At 59.6% G+C, this 23,181-nt stretch carries 24 protein-coding genes and 1 pseudogene; 17 read left to right on the top strand and 8 right to left on the bottom strand.

The window, feature by feature from the left end; all coding sequences use genetic code 11:
- From BT204_RS24005 to BT204_RS23995, 3 genes and pseudogenes are all read left to right on the top strand, one after another.
- The coding region (locus tag BT204_RS24005; protein ID WP_139271538.1) for a ribonucleotide-diphosphate reductase subunit beta at positions 1-650 on the top strand (650 nt) is incomplete at its 5' end.
- 73 nt (positions 651-723) lie between these two features.
- Positions 724-874: pseudogene (locus tag BT204_RS24000) on the top strand (HNH endonuclease); the annotation flags it as partial.
- Positions 875-946: 72 nt separating this feature from the next.
- A complete protein-coding gene (locus BT204_RS23995) occupies positions 947-1,594 on the top strand; it encodes an HAD-IB family hydrolase (protein WP_054918285.1) in 648 nt (215 codons plus the stop codon).
- Between the two features lie 96 nt (positions 1,595-1,690).
- On the opposite strand, the gene BT204_RS23990 is transcribed toward BT204_RS23995, so the two are convergent.
- Positions 1,691-2,650: a LysR family transcriptional regulator gene (locus BT204_RS23990; RefSeq protein ID WP_072448479.1), complete on the bottom strand. Its 960-nt coding sequence runs from the start codon at positions 2,648-2,650 to the stop codon at positions 1,691-1,693.
- A 193-nt stretch (positions 2,651-2,843) separates the two neighbouring features.
- Here BT204_RS23990 and argH point away from each other — a divergent pair, with 193 nt between their 5' ends.
- From argH to BT204_RS23955, 7 genes are all read left to right on the top strand, one after another.
- Positions 2,844-4,271, top strand: coding sequence for an argininosuccinate lyase (argH, locus tag BT204_RS23985; RefSeq protein WP_072448478.1), 1,428 nt, complete (start codon positions 2,844-2,846; stop codon positions 4,269-4,271).
- A gap of 161 nt (positions 4,272-4,432) precedes the next feature.
- Positions 4,433-5,311 (top strand): amino acid ABC transporter permease, encoded by an 879-nt coding sequence (locus tag BT204_RS23980; protein WP_019819278.1) that lies wholly within the window; start codon positions 4,433-4,435, stop codon positions 5,309-5,311.
- Between the two features lie 24 nt (positions 5,312-5,335).
- On the top strand, positions 5,336-6,100 hold the full coding sequence (locus BT204_RS23975) for an amino acid ABC transporter ATP-binding protein (RefSeq protein WP_003193648.1): 765 nt from the start codon (positions 5,336-5,338) through the stop codon (positions 6,098-6,100).
- A gap of 25 nt (positions 6,101-6,125) precedes the next feature.
- On the top strand, positions 6,126-6,947 hold the full coding sequence (locus BT204_RS23970) for an ABC transporter substrate-binding protein (RefSeq protein WP_054918280.1): 822 nt from the start codon (positions 6,126-6,128) through the stop codon (positions 6,945-6,947).
- Positions 6,948-7,110: 163 nt separating this feature from the next.
- Positions 7,111-8,280 (top strand): MFS transporter, encoded by a 1,170-nt coding sequence (locus BT204_RS23965; RefSeq protein WP_054896734.1) that lies wholly within the window; start codon positions 7,111-7,113, stop codon positions 8,278-8,280.
- A gap of 54 nt (positions 8,281-8,334) precedes the next feature.
- A complete protein-coding gene (locus BT204_RS23960) occupies positions 8,335-9,285 on the top strand; it encodes a hypothetical protein (RefSeq protein ID WP_054896733.1) in 951 nt (316 codons plus the stop codon).
- A 90-nt stretch (positions 9,286-9,375) separates the two neighbouring features.
- Positions 9,376-9,756 carry a helix-turn-helix domain-containing protein gene (locus BT204_RS23955; RefSeq protein WP_054896732.1) on the top strand — a complete coding sequence of 127 codons (381 nt, stop codon included), beginning with the start codon at positions 9,376-9,378 and terminating at the stop codon, positions 9,754-9,756.
- A 110-nt stretch (positions 9,757-9,866) separates the two neighbouring features.
- Here the strand turns inward: BT204_RS23955 and BT204_RS23950 are convergent, their stop codons facing one another.
- The 3 genes from BT204_RS23950 to BT204_RS23940 all read right to left on the bottom strand — a co-directional run bounded on the left by BT204_RS23950 (position 9,867) and on the right by BT204_RS23940 (position 13,408).
- Positions 9,867-11,402 (bottom strand): amidase family protein, encoded by a 1,536-nt coding sequence (locus BT204_RS23950; protein WP_229999917.1) that lies wholly within the window; start codon positions 11,400-11,402, stop codon positions 9,867-9,869.
- 144 nt (positions 11,403-11,546) lie between these two features.
- Positions 11,547-12,083: a hypothetical protein gene (locus BT204_RS23945; RefSeq protein ID WP_229999914.1), complete on the bottom strand. Its 537-nt coding sequence runs from the start codon at positions 12,081-12,083 to the stop codon at positions 11,547-11,549.
- 266 nt (positions 12,084-12,349) lie between these two features.
- On the bottom strand, positions 12,350-13,408 hold the full coding sequence (locus BT204_RS23940) for an MBL fold metallo-hydrolase (protein WP_072448477.1): 1,059 nt from the start codon (positions 13,406-13,408) through the stop codon (positions 12,350-12,352).
- Positions 13,409-13,530: 122 nt separating this feature from the next.
- On the opposite strand from BT204_RS23940, the gene BT204_RS23935 reads away from it, so the two are divergent.
- The gene (locus BT204_RS23935; RefSeq protein WP_072448476.1) at positions 13,531-14,157 is read left to right on the top strand and encodes a TetR/AcrR family transcriptional regulator; all 627 of its coding nucleotides are present in this window, start codon (positions 13,531-13,533) and stop codon (positions 14,155-14,157) included.
- Positions 14,158-14,484: 327 nt separating this feature from the next.
- Positions 14,485-15,804: a methyl-accepting chemotaxis protein gene (locus BT204_RS23930; protein WP_034128572.1), complete on the top strand. Its 1,320-nt coding sequence runs from the start codon at positions 14,485-14,487 to the stop codon at positions 15,802-15,804.
- A gap of 25 nt (positions 15,805-15,829) precedes the next feature.
- Here BT204_RS23930 and BT204_RS23925 read toward each other — a convergent pair whose 3' ends face one another.
- Positions 15,830-16,714, bottom strand: a complete 885-nt coding sequence (locus tag BT204_RS23925) for a LysR family transcriptional regulator (RefSeq protein ID WP_054896730.1) — start codon at positions 16,712-16,714, stop codon at positions 15,830-15,832.
- A 79-nt stretch (positions 16,715-16,793) separates the two neighbouring features.
- Between BT204_RS23925 and BT204_RS23920 the strand changes: the two genes are divergently transcribed.
- Entirely contained in the window at positions 16,794-17,501 is a 708-nt protein-coding gene (locus tag BT204_RS23920; protein ID WP_072448475.1) for a CTP synthase C-terminal region-related (seleno)protein, read from the top strand.
- The gene (locus tag BT204_RS23915; RefSeq protein ID WP_034128487.1) at positions 17,498-17,818 is read left to right on the top strand and encodes an antibiotic biosynthesis monooxygenase family protein; all 321 of its coding nucleotides are present in this window, start codon (positions 17,498-17,500) and stop codon (positions 17,816-17,818) included. The genes BT204_RS23920 and BT204_RS23915 overlap by 4 nt, the downstream gene beginning before the upstream one ends.
- 130 nt (positions 17,819-17,948) lie before the next feature.
- On the opposite strand, the gene BT204_RS23910 is transcribed toward BT204_RS23915, so the two are convergent.
- A complete protein-coding gene (locus BT204_RS23910) occupies positions 17,949-18,272 on the bottom strand; it encodes a DUF2025 family protein (RefSeq protein ID WP_032895610.1) in 324 nt (107 codons plus the stop codon).
- A 232-nt stretch (positions 18,273-18,504) separates the two neighbouring features.
- Between BT204_RS23910 and BT204_RS23905 the strand changes: the two genes are divergently transcribed.
- From BT204_RS23905 to BT204_RS23895, 3 genes are all read left to right on the top strand, one after another.
- Entirely contained in the window at positions 18,505-19,632 is a 1,128-nt protein-coding gene (locus BT204_RS23905; RefSeq protein ID WP_034128488.1) for a glycerophosphodiester phosphodiesterase, read from the top strand.
- A gap of 94 nt (positions 19,633-19,726) precedes the next feature.
- Positions 19,727-20,032 (top strand): PepSY domain-containing protein, encoded by a 306-nt coding sequence (locus BT204_RS23900; protein WP_034128489.1) that lies wholly within the window; start codon positions 19,727-19,729, stop codon positions 20,030-20,032.
- Between the two features lie 145 nt (positions 20,033-20,177).
- The gene (locus BT204_RS23895) at positions 20,178-21,197 is read left to right on the top strand and encodes a transporter (RefSeq protein ID WP_034128490.1); all 1,020 of its coding nucleotides are present in this window, start codon (positions 20,178-20,180) and stop codon (positions 21,195-21,197) included.
- Between the two features lie 117 nt (positions 21,198-21,314).
- On the opposite strand, the gene BT204_RS23890 is transcribed toward BT204_RS23895, so the two are convergent.
- Together BT204_RS23890 and BT204_RS23885 are read right to left on the bottom strand one after the other, a co-directional pair.
- Positions 21,315-22,289 carry a 5-oxoprolinase subunit C family protein gene (locus BT204_RS23890; RefSeq protein ID WP_054918276.1) on the bottom strand — a complete coding sequence of 325 codons (975 nt, stop codon included), beginning with the start codon at positions 22,287-22,289 and terminating at the stop codon, positions 21,315-21,317.
- Positions 22,286-23,164 carry a 5-oxoprolinase subunit B family protein gene (locus tag BT204_RS23885; protein ID WP_054896726.1) on the bottom strand — a complete coding sequence of 293 codons (879 nt, stop codon included), beginning with the start codon at positions 23,162-23,164 and terminating at the stop codon, positions 22,286-22,288. The genes BT204_RS23890 and BT204_RS23885 overlap by 4 nt, the downstream gene beginning before the upstream one ends.
- Positions 23,165-23,181: the final 17 nt, after the last annotated feature.

Genomic DNA, 23,181 nt, shown 5'->3' with positions numbered 1-23,181 from the left:
CGCTGGCCATGGATGAAGGCGAGATCTTCAACATGTACCACGAGATTCCATCGGTCGCCAAAAAGGCCGCCTGGGGCCTGAAGTACACCCGCTCGATCTCCGATCCGAAGTTCGAAACCGGCACCGTCGACACCGACAAAGAACTGCTGCGCAACCTGGTCGCCTACTACTGCGTGCTGGAAGGCATCTTCTTCTACTGCGGCTTCACCCAGATCCTGTCCATGGGCCGCCGCAACAAAATGACCGGCGTGGCCGAGCAGTTCCAGTACATCCTGCGCGATGAGTCGATGCACCTGAACTTCGGTATCGACGTGATCAACCAGATCAAAATCGAAAACCCGCACTTGTGGGATGCCGAGATGAAAGAAGAAGCGACCCAGATGATCCTGCAAGGTACGCAGCTGGAGATCGAATATGCGCGGGATACCATGCCTCGTGGGGTGTTGGGCATGAATGCGGCGATGATGGAGGATTACCTCAAGTTCATCGCTAACCGTCGCCTGTCGCAGATCGGCTTGAAGGAAGAGTACCCAGGCACGACTAACCCGTTCCCGTGGATGAGCGAGATCATGGACTTGAAGAAAGAGAAGAACTTCTTCGAGACCCGTGTGATCGAGTATCAGACCGGCGGCGCGCTGAGCTGGGATTGATCCGGACTAAGCACTAAAGGAAGCCCTGGCATGTTCAGGGCTTTTTTTTCGTCGGTAAAAAAGGAATTTGCTATTTCTTGAAGTACATCACCTCAAACACCTGGCCCGGAAGGGTTCGGATCGCCCCCCCAATGCTGTAGCCTTGTGCCCCAATTGCCATCAGCGTTGTCACCGGTTTTACCGAAGAGATTTACGCCAAGATCGGAAGATTGGCACGGGAGTAGACTCCTGCTGTCACAGCTGATGCATGCTTAAAAACTATTAGATAGGACCGAGGCCAACCCGTGAACCCAGACATGCTCGAAGCCGGCCCCGCAGACGCCAAAGTACTTTCCGTCTTTGACTTCGACGGCACCCTCACCCACCACGACAGTTTCGTGCCCTTCCTCAAGTTTGCCTTTGGCCCCGGTGAGTTTTATGGCCGGATGGTCAAGCTGGCGGTGCCGGGGCTGCGGTTTTTGGTGCGGCAGATCAGCCGGGATGAGCTGAAGGCGCAGTTGATTCGCACCTTTATGACCGGGGTGGAGAAGGCTTGGGTTGAGCAGCAAGCGCAGGAATATTGCCAGGCGCGCTGGAGCAAGCTGATGCGCCCGAGCGGTTTGCAGTCGGTGGCGGATGAGGTGAAGTCCGGGGCGGTGGTGACGCTGTGTTCGGCGTCGCCGGCGTTGGTGTTGCAGCCGTTTGCCGACCGGCTTGGCATCCGCTTGATCGGCACTGAGCTTGAGGTGGTGGATGGGGTGCTGACCGGCAAGCTCACTGGGAATAATTGCCGTTGTGAGAATAAGGTGCTGCGGCTTGAGGCGGTGTATGGCGACCTGGGGGAGTATCGGCTCAGGGCCTGGGGCGATACGCGCGGGGATCGAGAGTTGCTGGCTGCGGCGCAGGATGCGCATTTTCGGCATTTTCATGCGAAGAAGAAAAAGCGAGCTCGGTTGCAGCGGTGATGCGGGGGTGAGGTTGGCGGGGAGACCGAGGCGATCCCATCGCAGCCTCGCTCGGGCTCGACAGCTCCCACATTTGATCTGCGTAGCTCGGGAGAGCTATGTCGTAGCTTTGAGGTCCACGCTCAAGGCTGTGGCGAAGGCTTTGACCATCGGGCTCCGTGGCGCGTTGTGGCGCAGGATCAGGTTGAACGCGGTGCTTAAATGAACCTGCTGTGGGCACAGTGCGCGCAGGCGCCCTTCCCTCACCAGTGGCGTGGCGTAGTGTTCTGGCAGAAAGCCCAGGAAGCGGCCGGTGAGGATCAGGATGGCGACGGCTTCCACTTGTGAAGCCGAGGCGGACTGGCTGTCGTGGCCGACGAAGTTGGCCTTGTCGCGATGGATCGCATACCGATGGTTCACCACTTCGTATTGGCGAAGCGCATCGGGGGTGATGTCGCTCGCAGTGAACAAGGGATGCCCTACGGCGCAGTAGGCGTGGGCCTTTTCTTCGTAGAGCGGGAAGTAGTCGAATTCTTCACGGCGTTGGTACACCGGGACGATGCCGGCGACCAGGCGCCCTTCCACTACTCCGCGTTCAACTTCGTCCAATTGAGAGGCGTGTAGGCGCAATCTTATTTTTGGCGATTGGCGATGTAAGTTGCCCAGAGCGGTAATCAGCGGGGAATTGACATCAGAGACGGTGTTATCAATAACGCCCACACTCAGGTCGCCGATCAGTTCGTTTTGCGCCGAACTAAGCTTGTCGCGAAAACTGTCCACTGAGGTAAATAACTCGATGGATGCTTGATACACCAACTTGCCTTCTTCGGTCAGCCCGAACCCTTCGCGGCCCCGTGTGCACAGGCGCATGCCGATGCGAATCTCCAGGTCGGAGATCTGTTTGCTGATGGCCGCCAGGCCCACGTTCAGCTCGTTTTGCGCAGCACTGAAGCCGCCGGCTTCGACCACGGCCATAAATACCCGCAGCAATTTGAAGTCCAGCCCACTCAGTTGCAGCGGTGCTCGTGTGCCGGGTTTTGGCGGCAGGTTTCCAGAAGTGGAAAGTGGGGTTTCCATAATGCGCGTTGACCTCGAGTGCCATATTCAACAGGCTTGAACCCAATCCTTGAACATAGCCAGGCGGCGATAATGAACATAAACATCCGCCCTTGGCAACCTTGAATACGGCGCGTCAGATGCCGGTTCTACACCGATAAACGTCTGTTGAAACTGCCTCCGACTCTTCTAAAAACAAGCGTGAGGAATACCCATGTCCCAGCCCACCGACCGCCTTTGGGGCGCTCGTTTCAAGACCGGTCCGTCTGCGGCGTTGGCCGCGTTGTCGCGTTGCCCTGAGCGCTATTTTCGCCTGACGCCCTACGACCTGGCCGGCTCCCGCGCCCATGCCCGTGAGTTGCAGCGCGCCGGTTTGCTGGATGAGTCGGAAACCCTGCGCACCCTCGAAGCCCTGGACCGTATCGGTGAGGATTTCGCCGCCGGTCGCCTGCATCCCACCCTGGATGACGAGGACGTGCACACCTTTATCGAACGCGTATTGACCGAGCGCCTCGGTGCCCTGGGCGGCAAGTTGCGTGCCGGACGCTCGCGCAATGACCAGACGGCCAATGATCTGCGCCTGTTTCTGCGTGACCATGCACGCACCATCGCCACTGAGGTGTTGGGCCTGCAGCAGGCGTTGGTTGAACAGGCCGAGCAACATGTGCAGAGCATCTGCCCGGGCTTCACCCATTTGCAGCAGGCGCAACCCATTGTGTTTGCCCATCACTTGCTGGCCCACGCGCAGTCGATGCTGCGCGATGTGCAGCGCCTGGTGGATTGGGATGCGCGTACGGCCCTGTCGCCGTTGGGCGCGGCAGCGATGGCGGGTTCCGCGATAGCGCGTCAGCCAGAGCACTCGGCCAGGGAAATGGGCTACACCGGGCCATGCGAAAACTCCATCGACGCTGTCGCCAGCCGTGACCATGTGGCGGAGTTCCTGTTTGTGGCCGGCATGCTCGGGGTGAATATTTCGCGGCTGTCGGAGGAGTTTTGCCTGTGGTCGTCGCGCCAGTTTCGCTGGGTAGTGCTAGACGATGCCTACGCCACCGGCAGTTCGATCATGCCGCAGAAAAAGAACCCGGACATTGCCGAATTGGCGCGGGGCAAGGCCGGGCGTTTGATCGGCAACCTGACCGGGCTGATGTCGACGCTCAAGTCGTTGCCGCTGTCCTACAACCGTGACTTGAGTGAAGACAAGCACAGCGTGTTGGATAGCGTGGACACCTTGCTGCTGGTGTTGCCGGCGATGGCCGGGATGGTGGCGACCATGAAGGTGCAGGTAGAGGAGTTGCGGCGCCAGGCACCAATGGGCTTTACCTTGGCGACTGAGGTGGCGGATTGGTTGGCCACCCGTGGTGTGCCGTTCAAGGAGGCCCATGAGATTACCGGCGCGCTGGTGCAGGCCTGTGAGCAGCATGAGATTGAGTTGTGGCAAGCCTCACCGGCGATGTTGGCCGAGGTGGATGGGCGACTCACCCCGGACGTGCGCGACTGCCTGACCCTGGAGGCGGCGATTGCGGCGCGTAGTGGGTGGGGTGGGACGGCGCCGGAGCGGGTGAAGGAGCAGATTGGACGGTTGAAGATGGCGTTGGCGGCTCAGCAAAAGTGGACTGAAAGTTATCAAGGATTTCGGATTTAAGCCGGTGACGATCGTTCCCACGCACTGCGTGGGAATGCATCCCGTGACGCTCCGCGTCGTCACGTTACGCGCCAACGGCGGGACGCGGAGCGTCCGAGGCGGCGTTCCCACGCGGAGCGTGGGAACGATCACGCATCAAGAATAAATTTTGGAGTAGCAGCATGAACCAAACCCCGGCCGAGCGCTTGGAAGCCGAGCGCAAGTTGTCCGAAAACCAGTTCGATATCACCCAGTACGAGCACGTGCCGCGGCGCTATTACGGGCGGATGTTTTTTGCCACCCTGATCGTGATTGTGTTGGCGGCGCTGTTGCGCGCGTTTGCCAATGGCCAGATCGAATGGTCCTACATTGGCCAGTTCCTTACGTCGCAAGCCATCCTCTGGGGCCTGGTGAACACCATCGTCATGTCGATCCTGGCGATGGCATTGGGCGTAGTGATCGGAGTGATCACGGCGATCATGCGCATGTCGGCCAACCCGATCCTGCGTTACGTGGCCATCACCTACACCTGGTTGTTTCGCGGTACACCGCTGATTTTGCAGCTGCTGTTATGGTTCAACCTGGCGTTGATCTTCCCGGTGATCGCGATTCCGGGCCTGTTCAGCATCGACACCGTCGACCTGATGACGCCCTTCGTGGCCGCCCTGCTCGGCTTGAGCATCAACCAGGGCGCCTATACCGCTGAAGTGGTGCGTGCCGGCTTGCTGTCGGTGGACACCGGCCAATACGAGGCGGCCAAGTCCATCGGCATGCCGAGCCTGCAGGCGCTGCGCAGGATCATTCTGCCGCAGGCGATGCGCGTGATCATCCCGCCCGTAGGCAACGAGTTCATCAGCATGGTGAAAATGACCAGCCTGGCCAGTGTCATCCAGTACTCGGAGCTGTTGCACAACGCGCAAAACATCTACTACGCCAACGCCCGGGTGATGGAGCTGCTGATTGTGGCGGGCATCTGGTACCTGGCGGTGGTGACTGTTCTTTCATTCGGTCAAAGCCGCCTCGAGCGTCGTTTTGCCCGCGGCGCCGGCAAGCGTTCGTAAGCCTGGGTTGAGGAGATTTGCCCCATGAGAAGCATCGTCAAGGCTGTCAACCTGAACAAGTATTACGACCAGTATCACGCCCTGCGTGACATCAATATAGAGGTCGAGCAAGGCGAGGTGATGTGCATCATCGGCCCGTCCGGCTCGGGCAAAAGTACCCTGCTGCGTTGCGTCAATCAGCTGGAAAAGATCGACAAGGGCGGCCTGTGGGTCGATGGCGAATTGGTTGGTTATCGAGTGGTCGGAAACAAGCTGCACGAGATGAACGAAGCGCAGATCGCCCGCCAGCGCCTGGCCACCGGCATGGTGTTCCAGCGGTTCAATTTGTTCCCGCACATGACTGTGTTGCAAAACATCATCGAAGGCCCGTGCCAGGTGCTCAAGCGCTCGCCCAAGGAAGCCATCGAAGATGCGCTGGAACTGCTGGCCCGCGTTGGCCTGGCGGATAAGCGCAATGCCTACCCGGTGGAGTTGTCCGGCGGCCAGCAACAGCGTGTGGCAATTGCCCGGGCCTTGGCGATGCGCCCCAAGTTGATGCTGTTTGACGAACCCACCTCAGCCCTCGACCCGGAGCTGGTAGGCGAAGTGCTGTCGGTGATGCGCGATTTGGCCACCACCGGCATGACCATGATCGTGGTCACCCATGAATTGGGCTTCGCTCGCGAAGTGTCCAACCGCATGGTGTTTATGGACGCCGGCCAGATTGTGGAAGCCGGCAGCCCGGAAGACATTCTAATAAGCCCACAAAACCCGCGTACCCAAAGCTTTATTTCTGCCGTTCGCACTTAACTAAAAAACTAACGAGAACGCCCCTATGAAGAAGATATTTATCCCTACCTTGCTTGCAGGCCTGATGGCCTCCTCGTGTGTATTCGCGGCCTTGCCGCAAGCCATCAAGGACAAGGGTGAGATCAGCGCGGCCATCGTGCCGAACTACCCGCCGATGGACTTCAAGGACCCGGCCACCAACAAACTCACCGGTTTCGATTTCGACCTGGGCAACGCCCTGGCCGAGCGACTGGGCGTGAAGATCAAATGGCAGGAAACCGGCTTCGAACAGATGCTCAGCGGCCTGACCACCAAGCGCGTGGACATCGTGCTGTCGGGCATGACCGATACCGCCGAGCGCCAGAAAGCCGTGACCTTCATCGACTACTTCACCAGCGGCCCGCAGCTCTACACTTTGGCCAAGCGCGAAGAGATCAAGGAATTGACCGACCTGTGCGGTAAAAAAGTCGGCACCAGCCGCCGCACCACCTGGCCGTCTGAAATTACCGCCTGGAGCAAGGCAAACTGCGAAGCGGCGGGTAAGCCGGCAATCGTGGTGATCGGCACCGAAGGCTCGGCAGATGCCCGGGCGCAGTTGCAGCAGAACCGCCTGGATGCGGCGATGCAGGGCAGCGAGACCATTCCTTATTTGATGTCGCTGGACAAAGGCAAGTACAAGCCGGTGGGCCTGGCGATTTCCAAGCAATTCACCGGGCTTGGGATTGAGAAGAGCAATACCGAGTTGGTCACGGCGATCAGTGAGGCATTGCAGGGCATGATTGATGACGGGACTTACGGCAAGATCTTGAAAAAGTGGGATCTGGAACAAGGTGCGGTAAAAAAAATCACCATCAACTCTGGCCAATAACGCCATCGAATGTGGGAGCTGGCTTGCCTGCGATAACGGTGGGTCAGCTAAAACAATGTTGGCTGTTACTCCGCTATCGCAGGCAAGCCAGCTCCCACACTCAATCTGCGTTCGCTGGTGATCTGAGTCGTGTAGGTAAGAATCACAAGGAGCCCACCCCACCGTGGCCACCTACTCCCTGGTAATCCGTCGCCTGATGATCTGCTCGGTGACCATCGTGGTCAGCCGTGCCATGACCAGCCCGTTGCTGGCCCTCTGGCTGAGCACACGCCTGGGCCTCAACCAGCAGGACATCGGCCTGCTGATGGGGGTCGCCGTGTTCATCGCCACGCTCCTGGGTTTGTACGGCGGCTACATCATCGACCGTCTGGAAAAGCGCAAGCTGTTGATCCTGGCCATGCTCTCCAGCTCCATCGGTTTTTTGTTGCTGACCTTTGCCAGCAACCTCTACCTCACCACGCTGACCCTTGTTGTGACTGAAGCCGCGTCGGCGCTGTTCCTGATCGGCTCCAAGGCGATCATCAGCGAAAACCTGCCGGTGGGTGAGCGCGCCAAGGTGTTTTCCCTGCGCTACACCCTGACCAATGTCGGCTATGCCACGGGCCCGATGTTGGGCGTAGTGATTGCCGGCCAATTGCCGTGGGCACCGTTTTTGATCGCCAGCGCCATTGCCTTTGGCAGCTTGTTCCTGATGATCGGCATTGCGCCGACCCAGCGCGACGACAGTCATAAGCCTCAGAGTTTCCTCAGCACCCTGCGCATCTTGCGCAGCGACCGCACGCTGATCCTCTTCACCAGCGGCAGCCTGTTGAGCACCATCGTCCATGGGCGCTACACCCTTTATCTGTCGCAGTTTTTGCTGGTGGCCTACACACCCGACCAGGCACTGAAAATTCTGTCTGCGGTGCTCGCCTGCAACGCCATCACCGTGATTTTGATGCAGTACCAAATCGGCCGATTTCTCAAGCGCGAGCAACTGCGCCATTGGATCGTGCTGGGCACCCTGCTGTTTATTGCCGGGTTGGTCGGCTTCAGCCAGGCGCACAGTCTGCTGACCTGGTGCCTGGCAATGTTCGTGTTCACCCTGGGCGAGATGATCATCTACCCCTCGGAGTTTCTGTTTATCGACACCATCGCGCCGGATGCACTACGCGGCAGTTATTACGGCGCACAGAACCTGGCCGCGTTTGGCGGGGCCATGAGCCCGGTGATTTGTGGCTATCTGCTGATCAATGCGGCGCCCACCAGCATGTTCTTTGCCCTGGCCGCACTCACGGCCATGGGTGGCACCCTGTGTTTCTTGAGCGGGCGACGCGTGGCAGGTTCTTGCTGATATTTACGCAAGATCCGGCTATTAATAGCCAAACCTCTGACGGACCCGAGCCCCATGAAATTCGACACGGCCTACAGCCTGAGTCTCGACGACAAGCTGTCAATCTACGACGTGCGAGATCTGAATTTCGATGAAACTACCGCCTTCGATTCCGACAAAGACAGCTTCCTGTGCCCCAACGACGCCTGCCGTGCGGCGTTCGATAGCGCCAATGCGTTGAGTACCTTCAACGCCAAGAACGTCAACTACCAGCGCACGCCGCACTTCAAGAACAAACCCGGCACGCGGCATATCGACGGCTGCCGCTATGCCGGCAGCCATAAACCTGCGACGGGTGAAAATGACGACGAGCGTGAGGAAAATTTCCCATCGGAATTTGTGCTGACGCGGCGACTGTACGAGCTTAGAACGCCGGTAGTCGGCACCGCTGGGAGCGTCCTGCAGGAGCCGACGAAAGTGCCCGCAAACCGCGCTACCACCTCTTCTGGCAGCAATGACTCGATCCCGGACAAAACCAGCGTATTCGCACACCCGGTGGAGTGCTACGTGTCCAACATCGATGACAAGGACAAGCTCAAGGCCATGCCCTTGAAGATCGGTGAGCACACGGCGACCTACTGGGCATTCTTCAAGAAGATCGAATACCTGCAAGACAACCAGGGTTTGATTTACTGGGGCAAGATCAAGACCATCAAGGACTACACCAGCAGCTTTCGCATCGACTTCGAAAAGAAGGTGTGGCTCGACAAGAAGCCCTATTCGGTAAATGTCTACCTGAGCAAAAAGCTTATCGAAAACTACCGCAAGCGCACGGCATTCCTGGAACAGATCAAGGCGGCGGCCAGCAGCGAACGGCCGCTGTATTGCTTTTTCTACGGGGTCACGCCGCAGCTTGTGCAGGTGCCCAGCCAGAAAAAACCCGAGCAGACGTTCGGGGTATTCAGCGCCAGGATCGAAAACCTGGATCACCTGATTATTCGCGAGGCGCCGGGGCTGGAATCATAAGGGGTTGCAACGCCAATGGATGAGCGGTAGAAACAACTGTACAAAAACACAGTATAGTTGCGCCTCCCCTGTCGAACCTGGAGAAACCCCATGTCCTCTCTGGCAATGAGTTCTTTCGTAGAACAACAGATCGTCTTGCATCAATTCACCACCAAACACTGCGCGCAGGCGCGCGTGATGCTGGGCTGGAGCCGCGAAGAGCTGGCTCGCCAGGCTGGCGTGGCGGTGCAAGCAATTGAGAAACTGGAAGGCCACGGCGACGTGGACGATGAAACTCGTTTGATCCTGGCGTTTCGCCTGGAGGCCGAAGGGCTGGTATTTTTCCCGGGGTTCGCGCCGGGGTGGGGGATGAGTGCGCGGCGGTTTGATACCGCCGCAGCGCAACCTTCTGCGCAAGGCCTCATTTCCCGGTTGATGGGTTCAACCACCGCAACCATTGACTCACAAACGCCTCAACCCAATGGTGCGTAGAGCCCAGGTGTTTCTCCGGGCGCTTCAATAGTTTCAAATGCACCCTTGGCGGTCGATTGAACCCTGGCACAACCTCTGCGAGGCAGCCGTCTGCAGAGGCTGATTCAAACTCAAGTGTCAGTAGTCTCAACCACGTCCTCTGTACTGGCAGGTGTCGGTGTGAAGGGAGCACCTGGGAGAAAAGCCGGTTTTTGAATGGCCTGTGAGGCTTGTTCATAACCATAGGCGACTGACAGCAAGGTCGCTTCACTGTTGGCGGAGCCATACACGTAAAGTGCCGTGGGCATGCCATCTTCATCCATGCCTGACGGAACGGATATGCCTGGGTACCCGGCCGCAGCGCTGAAAAAATAATTGTGGGACTGGAAGTTCGACACCATGGCGTCGAGCTTGTGCTCCTTCATGGGGTCATCAATGGTGTTCTGAAATATAGGAAGAATGGCTTTCCACAGCGCATCGCGATCTTCCTGGTTGGTCTGCACCCCATTGATCATTTCCAGCAGTTTCTGGTCAGGCTCACCAGGTTTCTGGGTGCGGTTGATAAAAGCAATCAGCTCAGAGAGTGATTTGACCGGCAAACCTTCTCGCCCAGCCAGGTAGCCTTCCAGCGCTTGCTTGACCTCCGAGAAAAGCGCGTTGTTATAATCGACATAGGTTTGTTCGGGGACGCCAGCATCCAACCGCGCCATCGGCACCAGAATCGCCCCTTGGGCCTTCATCACGTCGAGCGCCGCCTCATAATGCTTGCGGTCTGCTCGCTTGGCCGGGTCCTTGGCCTCCTCAGCGGACAACTCGGGTAAAGGGGTATAGCCAATTCGCTTGTCCTTCAAGGCGTCGGACTGCAGGCCCTTGGTGTAGGCAGTGGTCTCGGTCATTGCGTTAAGCGCTTCGGCCGCATCACAGATATTGCGGGTAAAAGTCCCCACCGCGTCCATGCGAGTGCTGGTCATGACGCCTTCGGTACTGACCAGGCCCGTCGTTGTTTTCAGGCCAAACACACCGTTGTAGGCGGCGGGGCTGATGATCGATCCGTTGGTTTCCAACCCCAGTGCCACAGGCACATGCCCTTGGGCGACCGCCACTGCCGAACCTGAACTCGACCCAGCCACCGGCCCTCCGAGTCGATGAGGGTTCAGCGTCTGGCCACCTCGGGAGCTCCAGCCATCCACAGGTAATAGTGACCGAAAGTTGGACAGCTCACTCATATTGGTTTTCCCCACAATCACCACCCCGTGCTTCAACAAATTGTCGACAACCTTGGCGGTTTTAGTGGCCGGCGCGCCCACCAAGGCCTTCGAACCTGCACTGGTCTGCATGCGGTCGTTGGTTTCGAAGACATCCTTCAGCGCTATCGGCACGCCATGCAAGTGCTTGAGTACGCGGCCATTGGCACGTTCCTGGTCGCGGGCCTTCGCCTCCCTCATAGCATCCGGGTTGGTTTCCAAAAACGCATTGCCGCCCTGTAGCCCACGATCAATATTGGCAATCTGCTTGAGCGAGTCCCTCAACAGTGACTCTGAGGTAACGCCGCCACCTTGGCCCATCTCCAATGACATCTGGCAGGCACTCTTGAAACCTTGCACAGGGTTTGCAAGTTCCTGAAGCAGGCCTGTCGCCCATCCACTTACCGAAACTGGTCCGATCATGAAATTCCCCTCTGTCTAACTGGATGTGAGCGTTATCGGTCGATAACACCGCACCAGTCTAAGAGCCGACACCCCATCACTATTTCGGGCGAATCCTGCTGCTGCGTCCTACTCTTCCCAGCCCGACGTAGTCTTCAATAACGTCTATGGCCGTAGCTGGCGGTAAGCGCGTACCAGTGCCGCCAAACGATCACCTGCCCAGCGTGCACCGTAAAACCAGACTCTGGAGCCATCCTCCAGGGTTTCACACACCGTGGGGTATCCGCTTCTCGAGGCGTTATGAAAGGCGGCTTCGGGGTCCTCCGACACCAAGGCATCCAGGCGAAGGCCTGCCACCCGCTCATCGATTTCACGACAGGCCTGCTGATTGTCGCCGCTGCGCTGCATGTCCACCGCTACCCATTGGACACCGGCCCTGCGCAGGGTGTCGAAGACTCGGTGCAAGGCCTCACTGTGTTCGACCCGTTCAACGTGATTGCCCTGCACATAGCGCTCGACATACCCGACCCGATAGCCCGTCAACGCCCGCGTGGCGGTGAACGTGGTGTTATTCAACACGAGCGGTACCTCTACCATCACCGGTTCGGTAGGATCCTCGCCGCTGAGGGCGACAAGTGATAGCGCGGGGTCACGCACCGGCCGTAGATGGGGCGCCAGGGCGTTATACCCTGGGATGAGCATGGCGCCCGCAGCCTGTTCGGTGCCAAAGACAATAGAGGTGGGTGCAGCATGGGGGGGTGAAGCAGGTACGTCGGCGGCGTTCATTGGCGGGGGTAGCGGTTGGGCTGGGGCACAAGGCACCCCTATTTTCCAAAGCTTCTTACAGTGGCTGTCCATCGAAACATCCTCCCGGAAATAAAATTCCCGCGGGATCATCGCACTCTCATTTGACCTTTGTCGCAGAGCAGAAATTCGCTGAAAAACTCTTTTCCAAGCGGGCCATCGGCTCAGCTTGCTGCGTGTTCGTTGACCGGTTGAGGCTCCACTTCCAGCCACCAGGCTTGCCCGCGCTCAGGCTGGTTCAAGCGAAAAGCCTGACCCATCGCCGGAGTGGTGATCGAGATATTGCGCTCCCAGGCCAGGGCCATGATGCGGTCGAAGGGCTCATGCCAGGCGTGGAAGGCCAGATCGAAGGTGCCGTTGTGAATCGGCAGAAGCCAGCGCCCTTTCAGATCGATATGCGCCTGCAGCGTTTGCTCCGGCTGCATGTGCACATGGGGCCAATCGACATTGTAAGCGCCGGTTTCCATCAGGGTCAGGTCGAACGGCCCGTACTGCTCGCCGATGCGTTTGAAACCGTCGAAATAGCCAGTATCGCCACTGAAAAATATACGTCGCGTAGCGTCGATCATTACCCATGAGCACCACAGGGTCTGGTTGCCATCAAACAGGCCGCGCCCTGAAAAGTGCTGAGCTGGCGTGCAGACAAAACGAACGCCATCGACTTCGATGCCCTGCCACCACTCCAGCTGGCGCACTTTGCTGGCGTCTACGCCCCATTTGACCAGCGTGTCACCCACGCCCAGGGGCGCCAGGAAGTGGCGGGTCTTTTCGGCCAATTGGACCACCGCTTTACGGTCGAGATGGTCGTAATGATTGTGGGAAAGGATCACCGCTTCCAGCGCTGGCAGCTCATCAAGACTGATAGGCGGCTGATGAAAACGCTTGGGGCCGGCCCAACTGAACGGCGAGGCGCGTTCGGCAAACACCGGGTCGGTGACCCAGAATTTACCACGCAGTTTCAGCAGCACGGTTGAATGGCCGAGGCGATACACGCTGTGGTCAGGGGCGGCCAATAACTGCTCGCGGGTCAGTGGCTGTACCGGAATCTGCCCCACCGGCCGTGTCGTGCGCGGCTTGTTGAATAGCATGTTCCAGAAAATGCGCAGGGTCTTGCCCAAGCCACCGTGCTGCACCGGAGTGTCGTTGCTGAAGTGCCCCAGGCCCTGCTCGGCAGGCTTGGGCGCCGAGGGCGCCGGGTCGAGACGGGTTGAAATAGTGGCCATGACGATGTGACTCCGGCGGTCCGCTCAAGTATTACACTGCACAGTGTAGTTTCTAGATTGCAACAAAATCCGGAGCAAGTAAACTGCCCGGTGTAATTTCATTGTTGAGTCGAATGCCTTCCATGACTGCCCCCAAACGCCTCACCGAGCGTAAACGCGAAGCCATCGTGGCTGCGGCGATTGCCGAATTTCGCGAGAACGGCTTCGAGGTCACCAGCATGGACAAAATCGCCGCCACTGCTGGCGTTTCCAAGCGCACTGTGTACAACCATTTCCCCAGCAAGGAAGAACTGTTCGCCGAGATCCTCCACCAACTATGGGCCAGCAGCGTTGCCCAGCTGGACGTGATCTATACCAGCGACCGCCCGCTGCGCGACCAACTGCGCACGTTGCTGGAAGCGAAAATGCAGATGATGTCGGACGCCAACTTCCTCGACCTGGCACGCGTAGCCATTGCTGCCACCATTCATTCGCCGGAACGCGCTCAAGATATGGTCAACCGCCTCAGCGCACGAGAAGAAGGCTTTACCCAATGGGTGCGCGCCGCCCAGGAAGACGGACGCCTCACCTGCACCGACCCGGCGTTCGCCGCCCACCAGATCCAAAGCCTGCTCAAGGCCTTTGCATTCTGGCCGCAGATTACCCTCGGCCAGCCCACCCTCGACCCTGCCGCCCAGGCAGGCGTTATCGAATCAGCCATCGACCTGTTCCTGGCCGGCTACGAAGTCAGCACTCCGCCCTCACACTAAGACGCGTTATTGCAGAGCGTTTTTGGCGTATTCCACCCGTTGCGTGGTCGCACATCAGGCCTGAGTTGTCTGATGACACCTCGTCTGAAACTTCATTCGTCGACCTGCCGCAATAGCATAATGCCGCCATTGGTCGCCTGGTCAAAATAGTCCTGCCTGACGGGCGAACTTCCAGGTCGGTTGATCACTCTGACACCGTTGTTCTACCCCCCTCTGTCAGCATCAGGAAGCTGGCAATGAGCAAGTCAACCGTAAGGCCAGGGGCCCTACGGGGTCAGGCGCAAATATAAGGACCCCGCATACGCTTGCATGCCCGAGCCCTCCATCATGCTATTCAACGCTCACAAGAAAACCATCAGTACCCTGCAACACAGCCTAGCCCAACAGACCAGCCTGCTGGACGCCATCGAACGCTCCATGGCCGTGATCGAATTCGACCTGCAAGGCACCGTGCTGCGCGCCAATGACAACTTCATCAAGACCATGGGCTACCGCGCCGAACAGATCCTGGGCCAGCCCCATCGGATGTTCTGTACCCCGGCGTTCGCCCGCAGCGCGGACTACAACCAGCTGTGGACGCACCTGCGAAACGGCCAATTCCAGTCGGGCACCTTTGAACGCGTAGGCGCCAACGGCGCCTCGGTGTGGCTGGAAGCCAGCTATAACCCGGTACGGGATGAGGCGGGGAATGTGATCAAAGTGGTGAAATACGCCATGGACGTCACCCCGCGCCTGCAAGCCGAAAGCGAAGCCAACGCCAAGCTCGAAGCCATCGACCGCGCCATGGCGATGATTGAGTTCAACCTCGACGGCACCATCATCACCGCCAACGGCAATTTCCTGCAGCGCATGGGCTACAGCCTGGCGCAGATTCAGGGCAAGCATCACCGCCTGTTTTGCACGCCCGAGCTGGCCAACAGTGCGGCCTACAGCGAGTTCTGGAAGCGCTTGAACCAGGGCGAACTGTTCAATGGCCAGTTCGAGCGGGTGGACAAACACGGCCAGGTCGTGTGGCTGGAAGCCAACTACAATCCGGTGTACGACGCCAGCGGGCGCCTGTGCAAAGTGGTGAAGTTCGCCTCGGATGTCACCGCCCGCGTGCTACAGCATGCCGCTGACGCACAGAGCGCCGCCCAGGCTTACCACCTGTCGTTGAACACCCAGGAGATGGCGGAAAAAGGCGCCGAGGTGATTCAGAAAACCGCCAGCGGCATGCGCGAAATTGCCGTGGATATCGACACCTCTTCGCAACTGATCGCCAAACTCGGCGAACGCTCGCAACAGATCACCGCCATCGTCAATACCATTCGCGGCATTGCTGACCAGACCAACCTGCTGGCCCTCAACGCCGCCATTGAAGCCGCCCGCGCCGGCGAGCAGGGCCGTGGCTTTGCCGTGGTGGCCGATGAAGTGCGGCAGCTGGCGGCGCGCACCAGCGGCTCCACCGCCGAAATCTCCGGCATGATCGCCATGATCCAGGACGAAACCCGCCAAGCCATCGACAGCATGGACGCCACCCGCGACCGCGCCGCCCAGGGTGTGGAACTGGCCAACCAGGCCGGCACGGTGATCCTGCAGATTCGCGAAGGCACCGGCGAAGCAGTACAAGCGGTAAGTGCGTTTGCCAATGAGCGGGGCAATCGCTGAGCCATTGGCGCTGGCTGTCTGCAGGTTAACTTCGCAGCCAGCGCACATGCCGCCCCAGTTCATCAAATAGCGTTACCACCGAGCGTAACGCCCGGCAATCAGGCCGCGTCAACAACCACAGCGCCGTATCGTGCCCTGCCAGCGCAGGGCCCAGCGGTTGCAGGCCATCGCCCATCAGAAACTCCGGCAGCGCCGCCACGCCCAACCCCGCGCGCACTAATTCGGTCACCGACTGCATGCTGTTGCACCGATAACGGGGACGCACGCCCGGCAAATGCTCACGGCGCCAGATGACGGTGGGGTGATCGGGTAAAAAATCGTCCGGCGCGATCCAGGCCAGGTCGGCCCACTCATGGTCTGGGTGCAGGCGCGCATAGTCGGCACTGGCACACACCTGGTAGGTCACCGCACCCAGGCAACGTCCGACAAGATGCGCTGGCGGCGTCTTGGTCAGGCGCAGGGCGATATCCGCATCGCGGCGGCTGAGGTTGGCGAAGTCATTGGAGGTGCTCAGTTCCAGGGTCAACGCCGGGTAGGCCGGCATGAACTGCGCGAGGGCCGGCAACAGCAAGCCTTGCAACACCGAGTCGGTGCAGGTCAGGCGCACGGTACCGCTGATCACTTCACCGCCCTGCTCCACGCCAATACGCGCCGCCTCCAGCGCCTGTTCGGCACGCTCGGCCTGTTGGGCCAGGTTGCTCGCCAGGCTGGTGGGCAAATAACCGGCACGGCTTTTTTCAAACAGGGTCTGGCCCAGCGCCGCCTCCAGCCGCCGCACCGCACGGAATACCGTGGACACATCGACCCGCAGCAGCGCCGCCGCCCGCGCCAGGGTACCGCCGCGCACCAGGGCCAGGATCAATGACAGGTCGGCGTAGTCGATTTGATAGTGCGTGACTGCATTGAACATATGGGCAAACGCCAATATTGATTGCGTGAGCGCCAATCTATAGTGGGTATCACCCCACCACAAGTCATGGACGTACATGATGCCAACCCCCGCGCTGCACCTTGCCCTGATCGGTGATTACACCCCCGATGTGACCGCCCACCAGGCCATTCCCATGGCCCTGCAACAGGCCGCCGACGTTCTGGGCCTGAACGTCCAAGTGCAATGGCTGGCCACCGACACCCTCACCTCCACTTCTGCCCTGAGCGACTTCGACGGTTTCTGGTGCGTGCCCGGCAGCCCCTATCGCGATGTCGACGGCGCCTTACGGGCGATACGTTTTGCCCGCGAACAAGGTCGCCCTTTCCTCGGTACCTGCGGCGGTTTTCAACATGCCGTGCTGGAATATGCCCGCCATGTGCTCGGCTGGGCCGATGCCCAGCACGGCGAATTAATGCCGGATGCTGAACGCGCTGTCATCACGCCGCTGAACTGCTCCCTGGTGGAGGTGAGCGACACCGTACGCCTGGCCCCGTACACGCGCATTGCCCAAGCCTACGGCCGCCTGGACATCCACGAGGGTTACCGTTGCCGCTACGGCATCAACCCCGCCTTTGCCGACGCCCTGCTGGACGCCAACCTGATTCCCACCGGCCACGATTCGGCGGGCGATCTGCGCGCGGTGGAACTGCTCGACCACCCGTTCTTCGTCGCCACCCTGTTCCAGCCCGAACGCGCCGCATTCAAGGGCATCACGCCGCCGCTGACGATTGCGCTGCTCAAGGCCTGCCAGGAGGTATCGGTATGATCGCCAAGACACCCGCCCCACCTTATTACGCGGTGATTTTCAGCTCGCTGCGCACCGGCGCCGACCTGGGTTATGGCGAGGCCGCCACACGCATGCTGGAACTGGCCAGGCAACAACCGGGGTTCCTTGGGGTGGAATCGGCGCGGGAGGATGGACTGGGGATTACCGTGTCCTACTGGGCCAGTGAGGCGGCGATACTGGCCTGGAAACAGCAGGCCGAGCATCGGCAGGTGCGCGAGCAAGGGCGGGCCACCTGGTATGCGGCGTTTCACACACGGGTATGCAAGGTAGAGCGGGCCTACACCTTCTCCACTTGAATCACCGAACCCGGTGGGAGCTGGCTTGCCTGCGATGCAGACACCTCGGTGATGCAGTGAAACCGCAGTGATACTATCGCAGGCAAGCCAGCTCCCACATTTGCTCGTCATCGTTAGCAATCGCGGACGCTCAGCTCACCAAACTACGCAACGCGCTGATCTGCGGGATCTCTACCCGACGCATATACACGCGTAGCGGCTCGGTAATGTTGATGCGGTCGTCGATATTCTGGTCGAGCAACAACTGCAGGCGGGCTCGGCACAGGGTCATGGTGTGGTCGGCGGCCGGCAGCCAGACGAACTCGGCCGTGGGGATGATGCCGTCATCGGCCACGTCCATGCCGAATGAGTCTTCGCTGAAACGTACGATGTACTGGCCGGTCTTGCGGTTGAGGCCGACAAATCCCTGGAGTTGGTCGGCAGCTTGGCAGATAAGCTCGGAAGTGATGCGCATGGTAAACCTCACTGAAAAGTCCCACAGGGACTGGAAAGATGGTTTACACGCGTGGCAGAAATTACCGCCCTCTGACGGGGCAGCTACCCGTAAGAATACTGCAACGCCCTGCAAAAAAGTCGACAAAATTGGCCGGTGCGCACGTTAATGTCGGTTTGGTGATAGCGCCGTTCGCAATCAATTGTTAAAAAGGACACCTTCTCAAAGTTACCTCCACGAAAGGACTTCGCATATGCCTGTCACGTTTTCCAAAAGCGCCTTGCTGCTGGCGTTGATGCTCGGCCTTGGCCAGGCACAGGCTGCCGAACCGGTCAGCCCGGCCGAATTGGCGACAAACGAAGGCATCCCCTATCCTGCCGTGATCGCTCACCGTGGCGCGTCCTACGACGCACCTGAATCCACCGCCGCTGCCTACAAGGTTGCACGCGACCTGGGTGCCGACTACCTGGAACTGGACTTGCAACGCAGTAAGGACGGCGTACTGTTCGCCCTGCACGACAACAACCTGCAGCGCACCACCGACGTTGCCACCAAGTTCCCCGAGCGCAAAGACGCGCCTGCCAACGAGTTCACCTGGAAAGAACTGCAAACCCTCGACGCCGGCAGCTGGTTCAACGCCGCCTACCCGGACCGCGCGCGCCCCGGTTTCGTTGGCCTGAAAATCCTGAGCCTGGACGACATCATCAAGATCGCCGAAGGCAACCCCTCGCACAAACCCGGCCTGTACATCGAGACCAAGGAGCCCAAGCAGTTCCCCGGTATCGAAGCCGACCTGAAAAACAAGCTGCTCGACAAAGGCTGGCTGAGCTCCGCCGGCTCCAAGCTGGGCAAGAGCAACACCGGTGTCGGCCAAGGCAAGGGCCGCGTGGTGCTGCAAACCTTCGAAACCGCCAGCCTTAAAGAGCTGCAGAAGGAAATGCCCAACACCCCGAAAATCCTGCTGTTGTGGGTAGGTGAAGGCAGCATCGAGCCCAAATCCAAAGTGACCTTCGCCGAGTCTGGCGAAGCCACCAAGGCTGCCTACTACGCCAAGCAAGAGCCCAAAGACGCCGCCGAATTCGAAAAGTGGGTCGATGAGGCCAAAAGCCTCGGCGCCATCGGCACCGGCCCGTCGGCTGAGCTGACCGACCACGGCGACCAGAGCTACACCGACCTGGTGAAGCCGGAAATGAACAAGCTGACCCACGACAAGGGCCTGCTGGTGCATGTGTATACCGTGGATGAGCCGGTGGACTTCGAGAAGGTCATGAAGGCCGGCGTCGATGGTATCTTTACCAACCGCGCCGCCGAGCTGTTGAAGTTCTACAAGCGCTGGCCGTCGTCCAGCGTGCAGGACCTGCTCAACGACCATAAGTACTAAAAGCGTTGGTGTCAGTGAGCCATTAAGGATGAGTTAAGTTGCGCTGGTTAATCTGGCGCCACTTAAACAGCTCAACCTAAGAAGGACATACACCATGAAAACCTTGACCGCCCTGTTCGCCGCTACTGCCCTGACCTTGACCGCCGGCCTGGCCCAGGCTGATGTTCGTCCAGACCAGATTCCCAGCCTGCTCAAGACCGGTGAAGTGATGGCGTTCGAAAAGCTCAACGCCGCCGCCGTCGCCCAACATGCCGGCGCTACCATCAACGATACCGAGTTGGATCACGAAGCTGGCAAGCTGGTCTACGAAGTGGACCTGACCGACACCACCGGCAAGAAATGGGATGTGAAGCTCGACGCCAAAACCGGTGCCGTGCTGGAAAACAAGCAAGACACCTGAGTTGAACCTTGAAAAAACGCGCCACCTTCGGGTGGCGCGTTTTTTTATGCGCGCCTCAAACCGTCACATAACCGTCATACCACCTTGCAATGATTCGCTCAGGAACCTGTGAAACGTCCTACAGGCCCTTTCTCTGCGAGTCGCCATGAACCACAGCATCGACCACGGCCATCAAGATTCCGATCTGTTTGGCCTGCTTTACGGTTTTCGTTTTCGCCCCGGCGAGAAAGGCCAACAAATTGATTCCGCCACCGCCCTCGCCACCTTACAGCAACCGCCAGACCCGGACGAATTCCTGTGGCTGCACCTGAACCTGGCGCACGCCGCCTGCGAGCGCTGGATGCAGGCGCATCTGTCATTGCCAGAAGAGTTTTTTGAAGCCTTGCATGAAGGCTCACGCTCCACGCGCATCGAGCATGTGGACTCGGCCTTATTGGCCGTGGTCAACGATGTGGTGTTCAACTTCAGCAGCATGGTGTCGTCGGATATTTCCACGCTGTGGGTGTGCGCGCGCAGCCGCTTGCTGGTGAGCGCACGCCTGCAGCCGTTGCACTCGGTGGATAAATTGCGCTCGTCGGTGAAGGCCGGCGAACACTTTCGCTCCCCCTTGGAGCTGTTGGTGCACCTGCTGCGCGACCAGGGCGAAGTGCTGACGCAGATCGTGCGCAAGACCAGCATCAGCGTTGACCAAATCGAGGATCAGCTGTTGTCTTCGCGCCTGTCCACCAACCGTGCCGAACTGGGCGCCGCCCGCCGCGTGCTGGTGCGCCTGCAACGCCTGCTGGCTTTGGAGCCGGGCTCGCTGCTACGCCTGCTCAATCGCCCGCCGCAATGGCTGCAAAAGGAAGACGTGAAGGAATTGCGCAAATCCACCGAGGAGTTTGCGCTGATCATCAACGACCTGACCGCCCTGGGCGAACGCATCAAACTGTTGCAGGAAGAGATTGCCGCCAACCTCAATGAACAGAGCAACCGCACATTGTTTACCCTCACGGTGGTGACGGTGCTGGCGCTGCCGATCAACATCATTGCCGGTTTTTTTGGCATGAATGTGGGTGGGGTGCCCCTGTCCCAAGACCCGGAAGGCTTCTGGATACTGGTGGCCTTGGTCGCAACCTTCACCCTGATCGCTGGGCGGTGGGCATTCCGCAAATTCTCAAATTGAAATAAGCCCAAAGGTGGGAACTGGCTTGCCTGCGATTGCGGTGTATCAGCCAAGACAATGCAAGCAGACCCACCGCTATCGCAGGCAAGCCAGCTTCCACAGGGGTTAAGCGTATGTTCAGTGATTGAAGAGTCCCGTCATCGCTCTGAGCCGCTTCTTGTACAACCGCCGCGCCTCCAAAGCCTCCTCCAGACTCACCGCCACAAACCCCGCTCGCTGGTTGGGCTGCATTTGCCCGATCAAGTCCAGGTCGGCGCTGATCACCGTGCCGATCATCGCGTAGCCACCGCCCGACACCGCATCGCGGTGCAGCACAATCGGCTCCAGCCCCGCCGGTACTTGAATCGAGCCAATCGGGTAGCAACTGTCCACGATGTTGGAAGGATCGGAGCCGGCGCCAAACGGCTGTTCCCGCGGCTGGAAGCTCAACGCGCTGCCGCCCTTGAAACGATAGCCAATGCGATCGGCCTCGGAGCCGACCGTCCACGGCTCGGCAAAAAAGCTGCTTTTGGCCTCCAAGCTCAAGCGTTCGTAATACAGCCCCGGCACCACCCGCAACGTCACATCGCCGCCGACCGAACGCCGCAACGCCATCGGCAAGCTGTTGCCCGCACGCCCGGTACCGCTGGCGCTACCGATCGGCAATTGATCGCCCTCCTGCAAGCGTCGGCCATTAAACCCGCCGAGGGCGCCGAGGGTGTAGGTGGAGCGGCTGCCGAGCACCAACGGCACGTCGATACCGCCGGCGACGGCGAGGTAGGTGCGTGCGCCGGCCTTGGGAAACTCGAACCGCAGCACCTGCCCGGCGCGTACGGCAAAGGCGGTGTCCTGATGCACCACTTCACCGTCCAGGCGCGGCGACATCAAGGCGCCGCTCAAGGCCACCAGCGCGTCCTGCTGGAACTCCAGCGCCGGCCCGATCAGCGTGCATTCCAGGCCCGCCGCGCCCACGGGATTGCCCACCAGGTGGTTGGCCGCACTCAACGCGTATTGGTCCAGCGCCCCCGATGGTGGGATGCCTAAATGGTAATAACCTTCGCGGCCCAGGTCCTGCACGGAGGTGGCGAGGCCGGGTTTGAGGACCTTGATCATGCCAGCGCCTCCTGCAGGGTTTTCGGATAGCCGATGGGGTCGGCGAGAAAGGCATCCAGGGAAAACTCCACCGGGCGAATGCGCAAGTCGAAACGCCCGGCGTCCACCTCGGCGACCGCCAGGTCATATGCCTCGCGGTCCATCGGCTTGAACTGCACGATATCGCCAGGGCGGAAGAACACCATGTGCTCCTTGAGGTACGCCAACTGCTGCGCCGGGTCGTAGATCGGTGCCGGGGTAACGCCGAACATCTGATAACCGCCCGCCCCTCGCACTGAGTAGATACAGCCAAAGCAACCGCCATGGCCCAGGGTCAGTTTCGGTGTGTCGGTGCGTGGCCGCAGGTATTTGGGCACCTGCAATTGCCGCTCGCGTTCGACCATCTGGAACATGAACGGCAAGCCCGCGACAAAGCCGACCATCGACACAAACCACGGCGCGCCACTGTGGGCGGCGATGAACGCGTCCACGTCGGCCAGGCCATTGATGCGTGCCGCGTATTCCAGGTCTGTGCCGCTGGGGTCTTGGTGGCGGTCACGAAAACGCATCAGGGTTTCGTGGGTCCAGGGGTCGTTATAGAGCACCGGGATTTCGATGATGCGCGTGCGCAAGGTGCGTTCGGCCACGGCCTGGGCTTCGGCGCTTTGCACGGCGTCGAGCAGCGCGTGAGGGGCGATGCGGTCAGGGTCGAAGCGAATCTGGAAGGATGCATTGGCCAGGCACACATCCAGTACGCCTTCCAGTGCCAGGCGCTCCACGGCGCGGGTCACCGCCATGCCCTTGAAAAAAGCCTCCAGGGACATGCTGTCGCTGACCTCGGCAAACAGATGTTCATCACCGCCGAAGCTATAGCGGATGGGGGACGTTTCAGCCATGTCTGTTCCTCTTGGAA

Source organism: Pseudomonas sp. NFPP02, assembly GCF_900119355.1.
Classification (GTDB): Bacteria; Pseudomonadota; Gammaproteobacteria; order Pseudomonadales; family Pseudomonadaceae; genus Aquipseudomonas; species Aquipseudomonas paracarnis.
The sequence above is the reverse complement of the archived record's forward strand: the minus strand, read 5'-3'. Positions and strand labels throughout refer to the sequence as shown.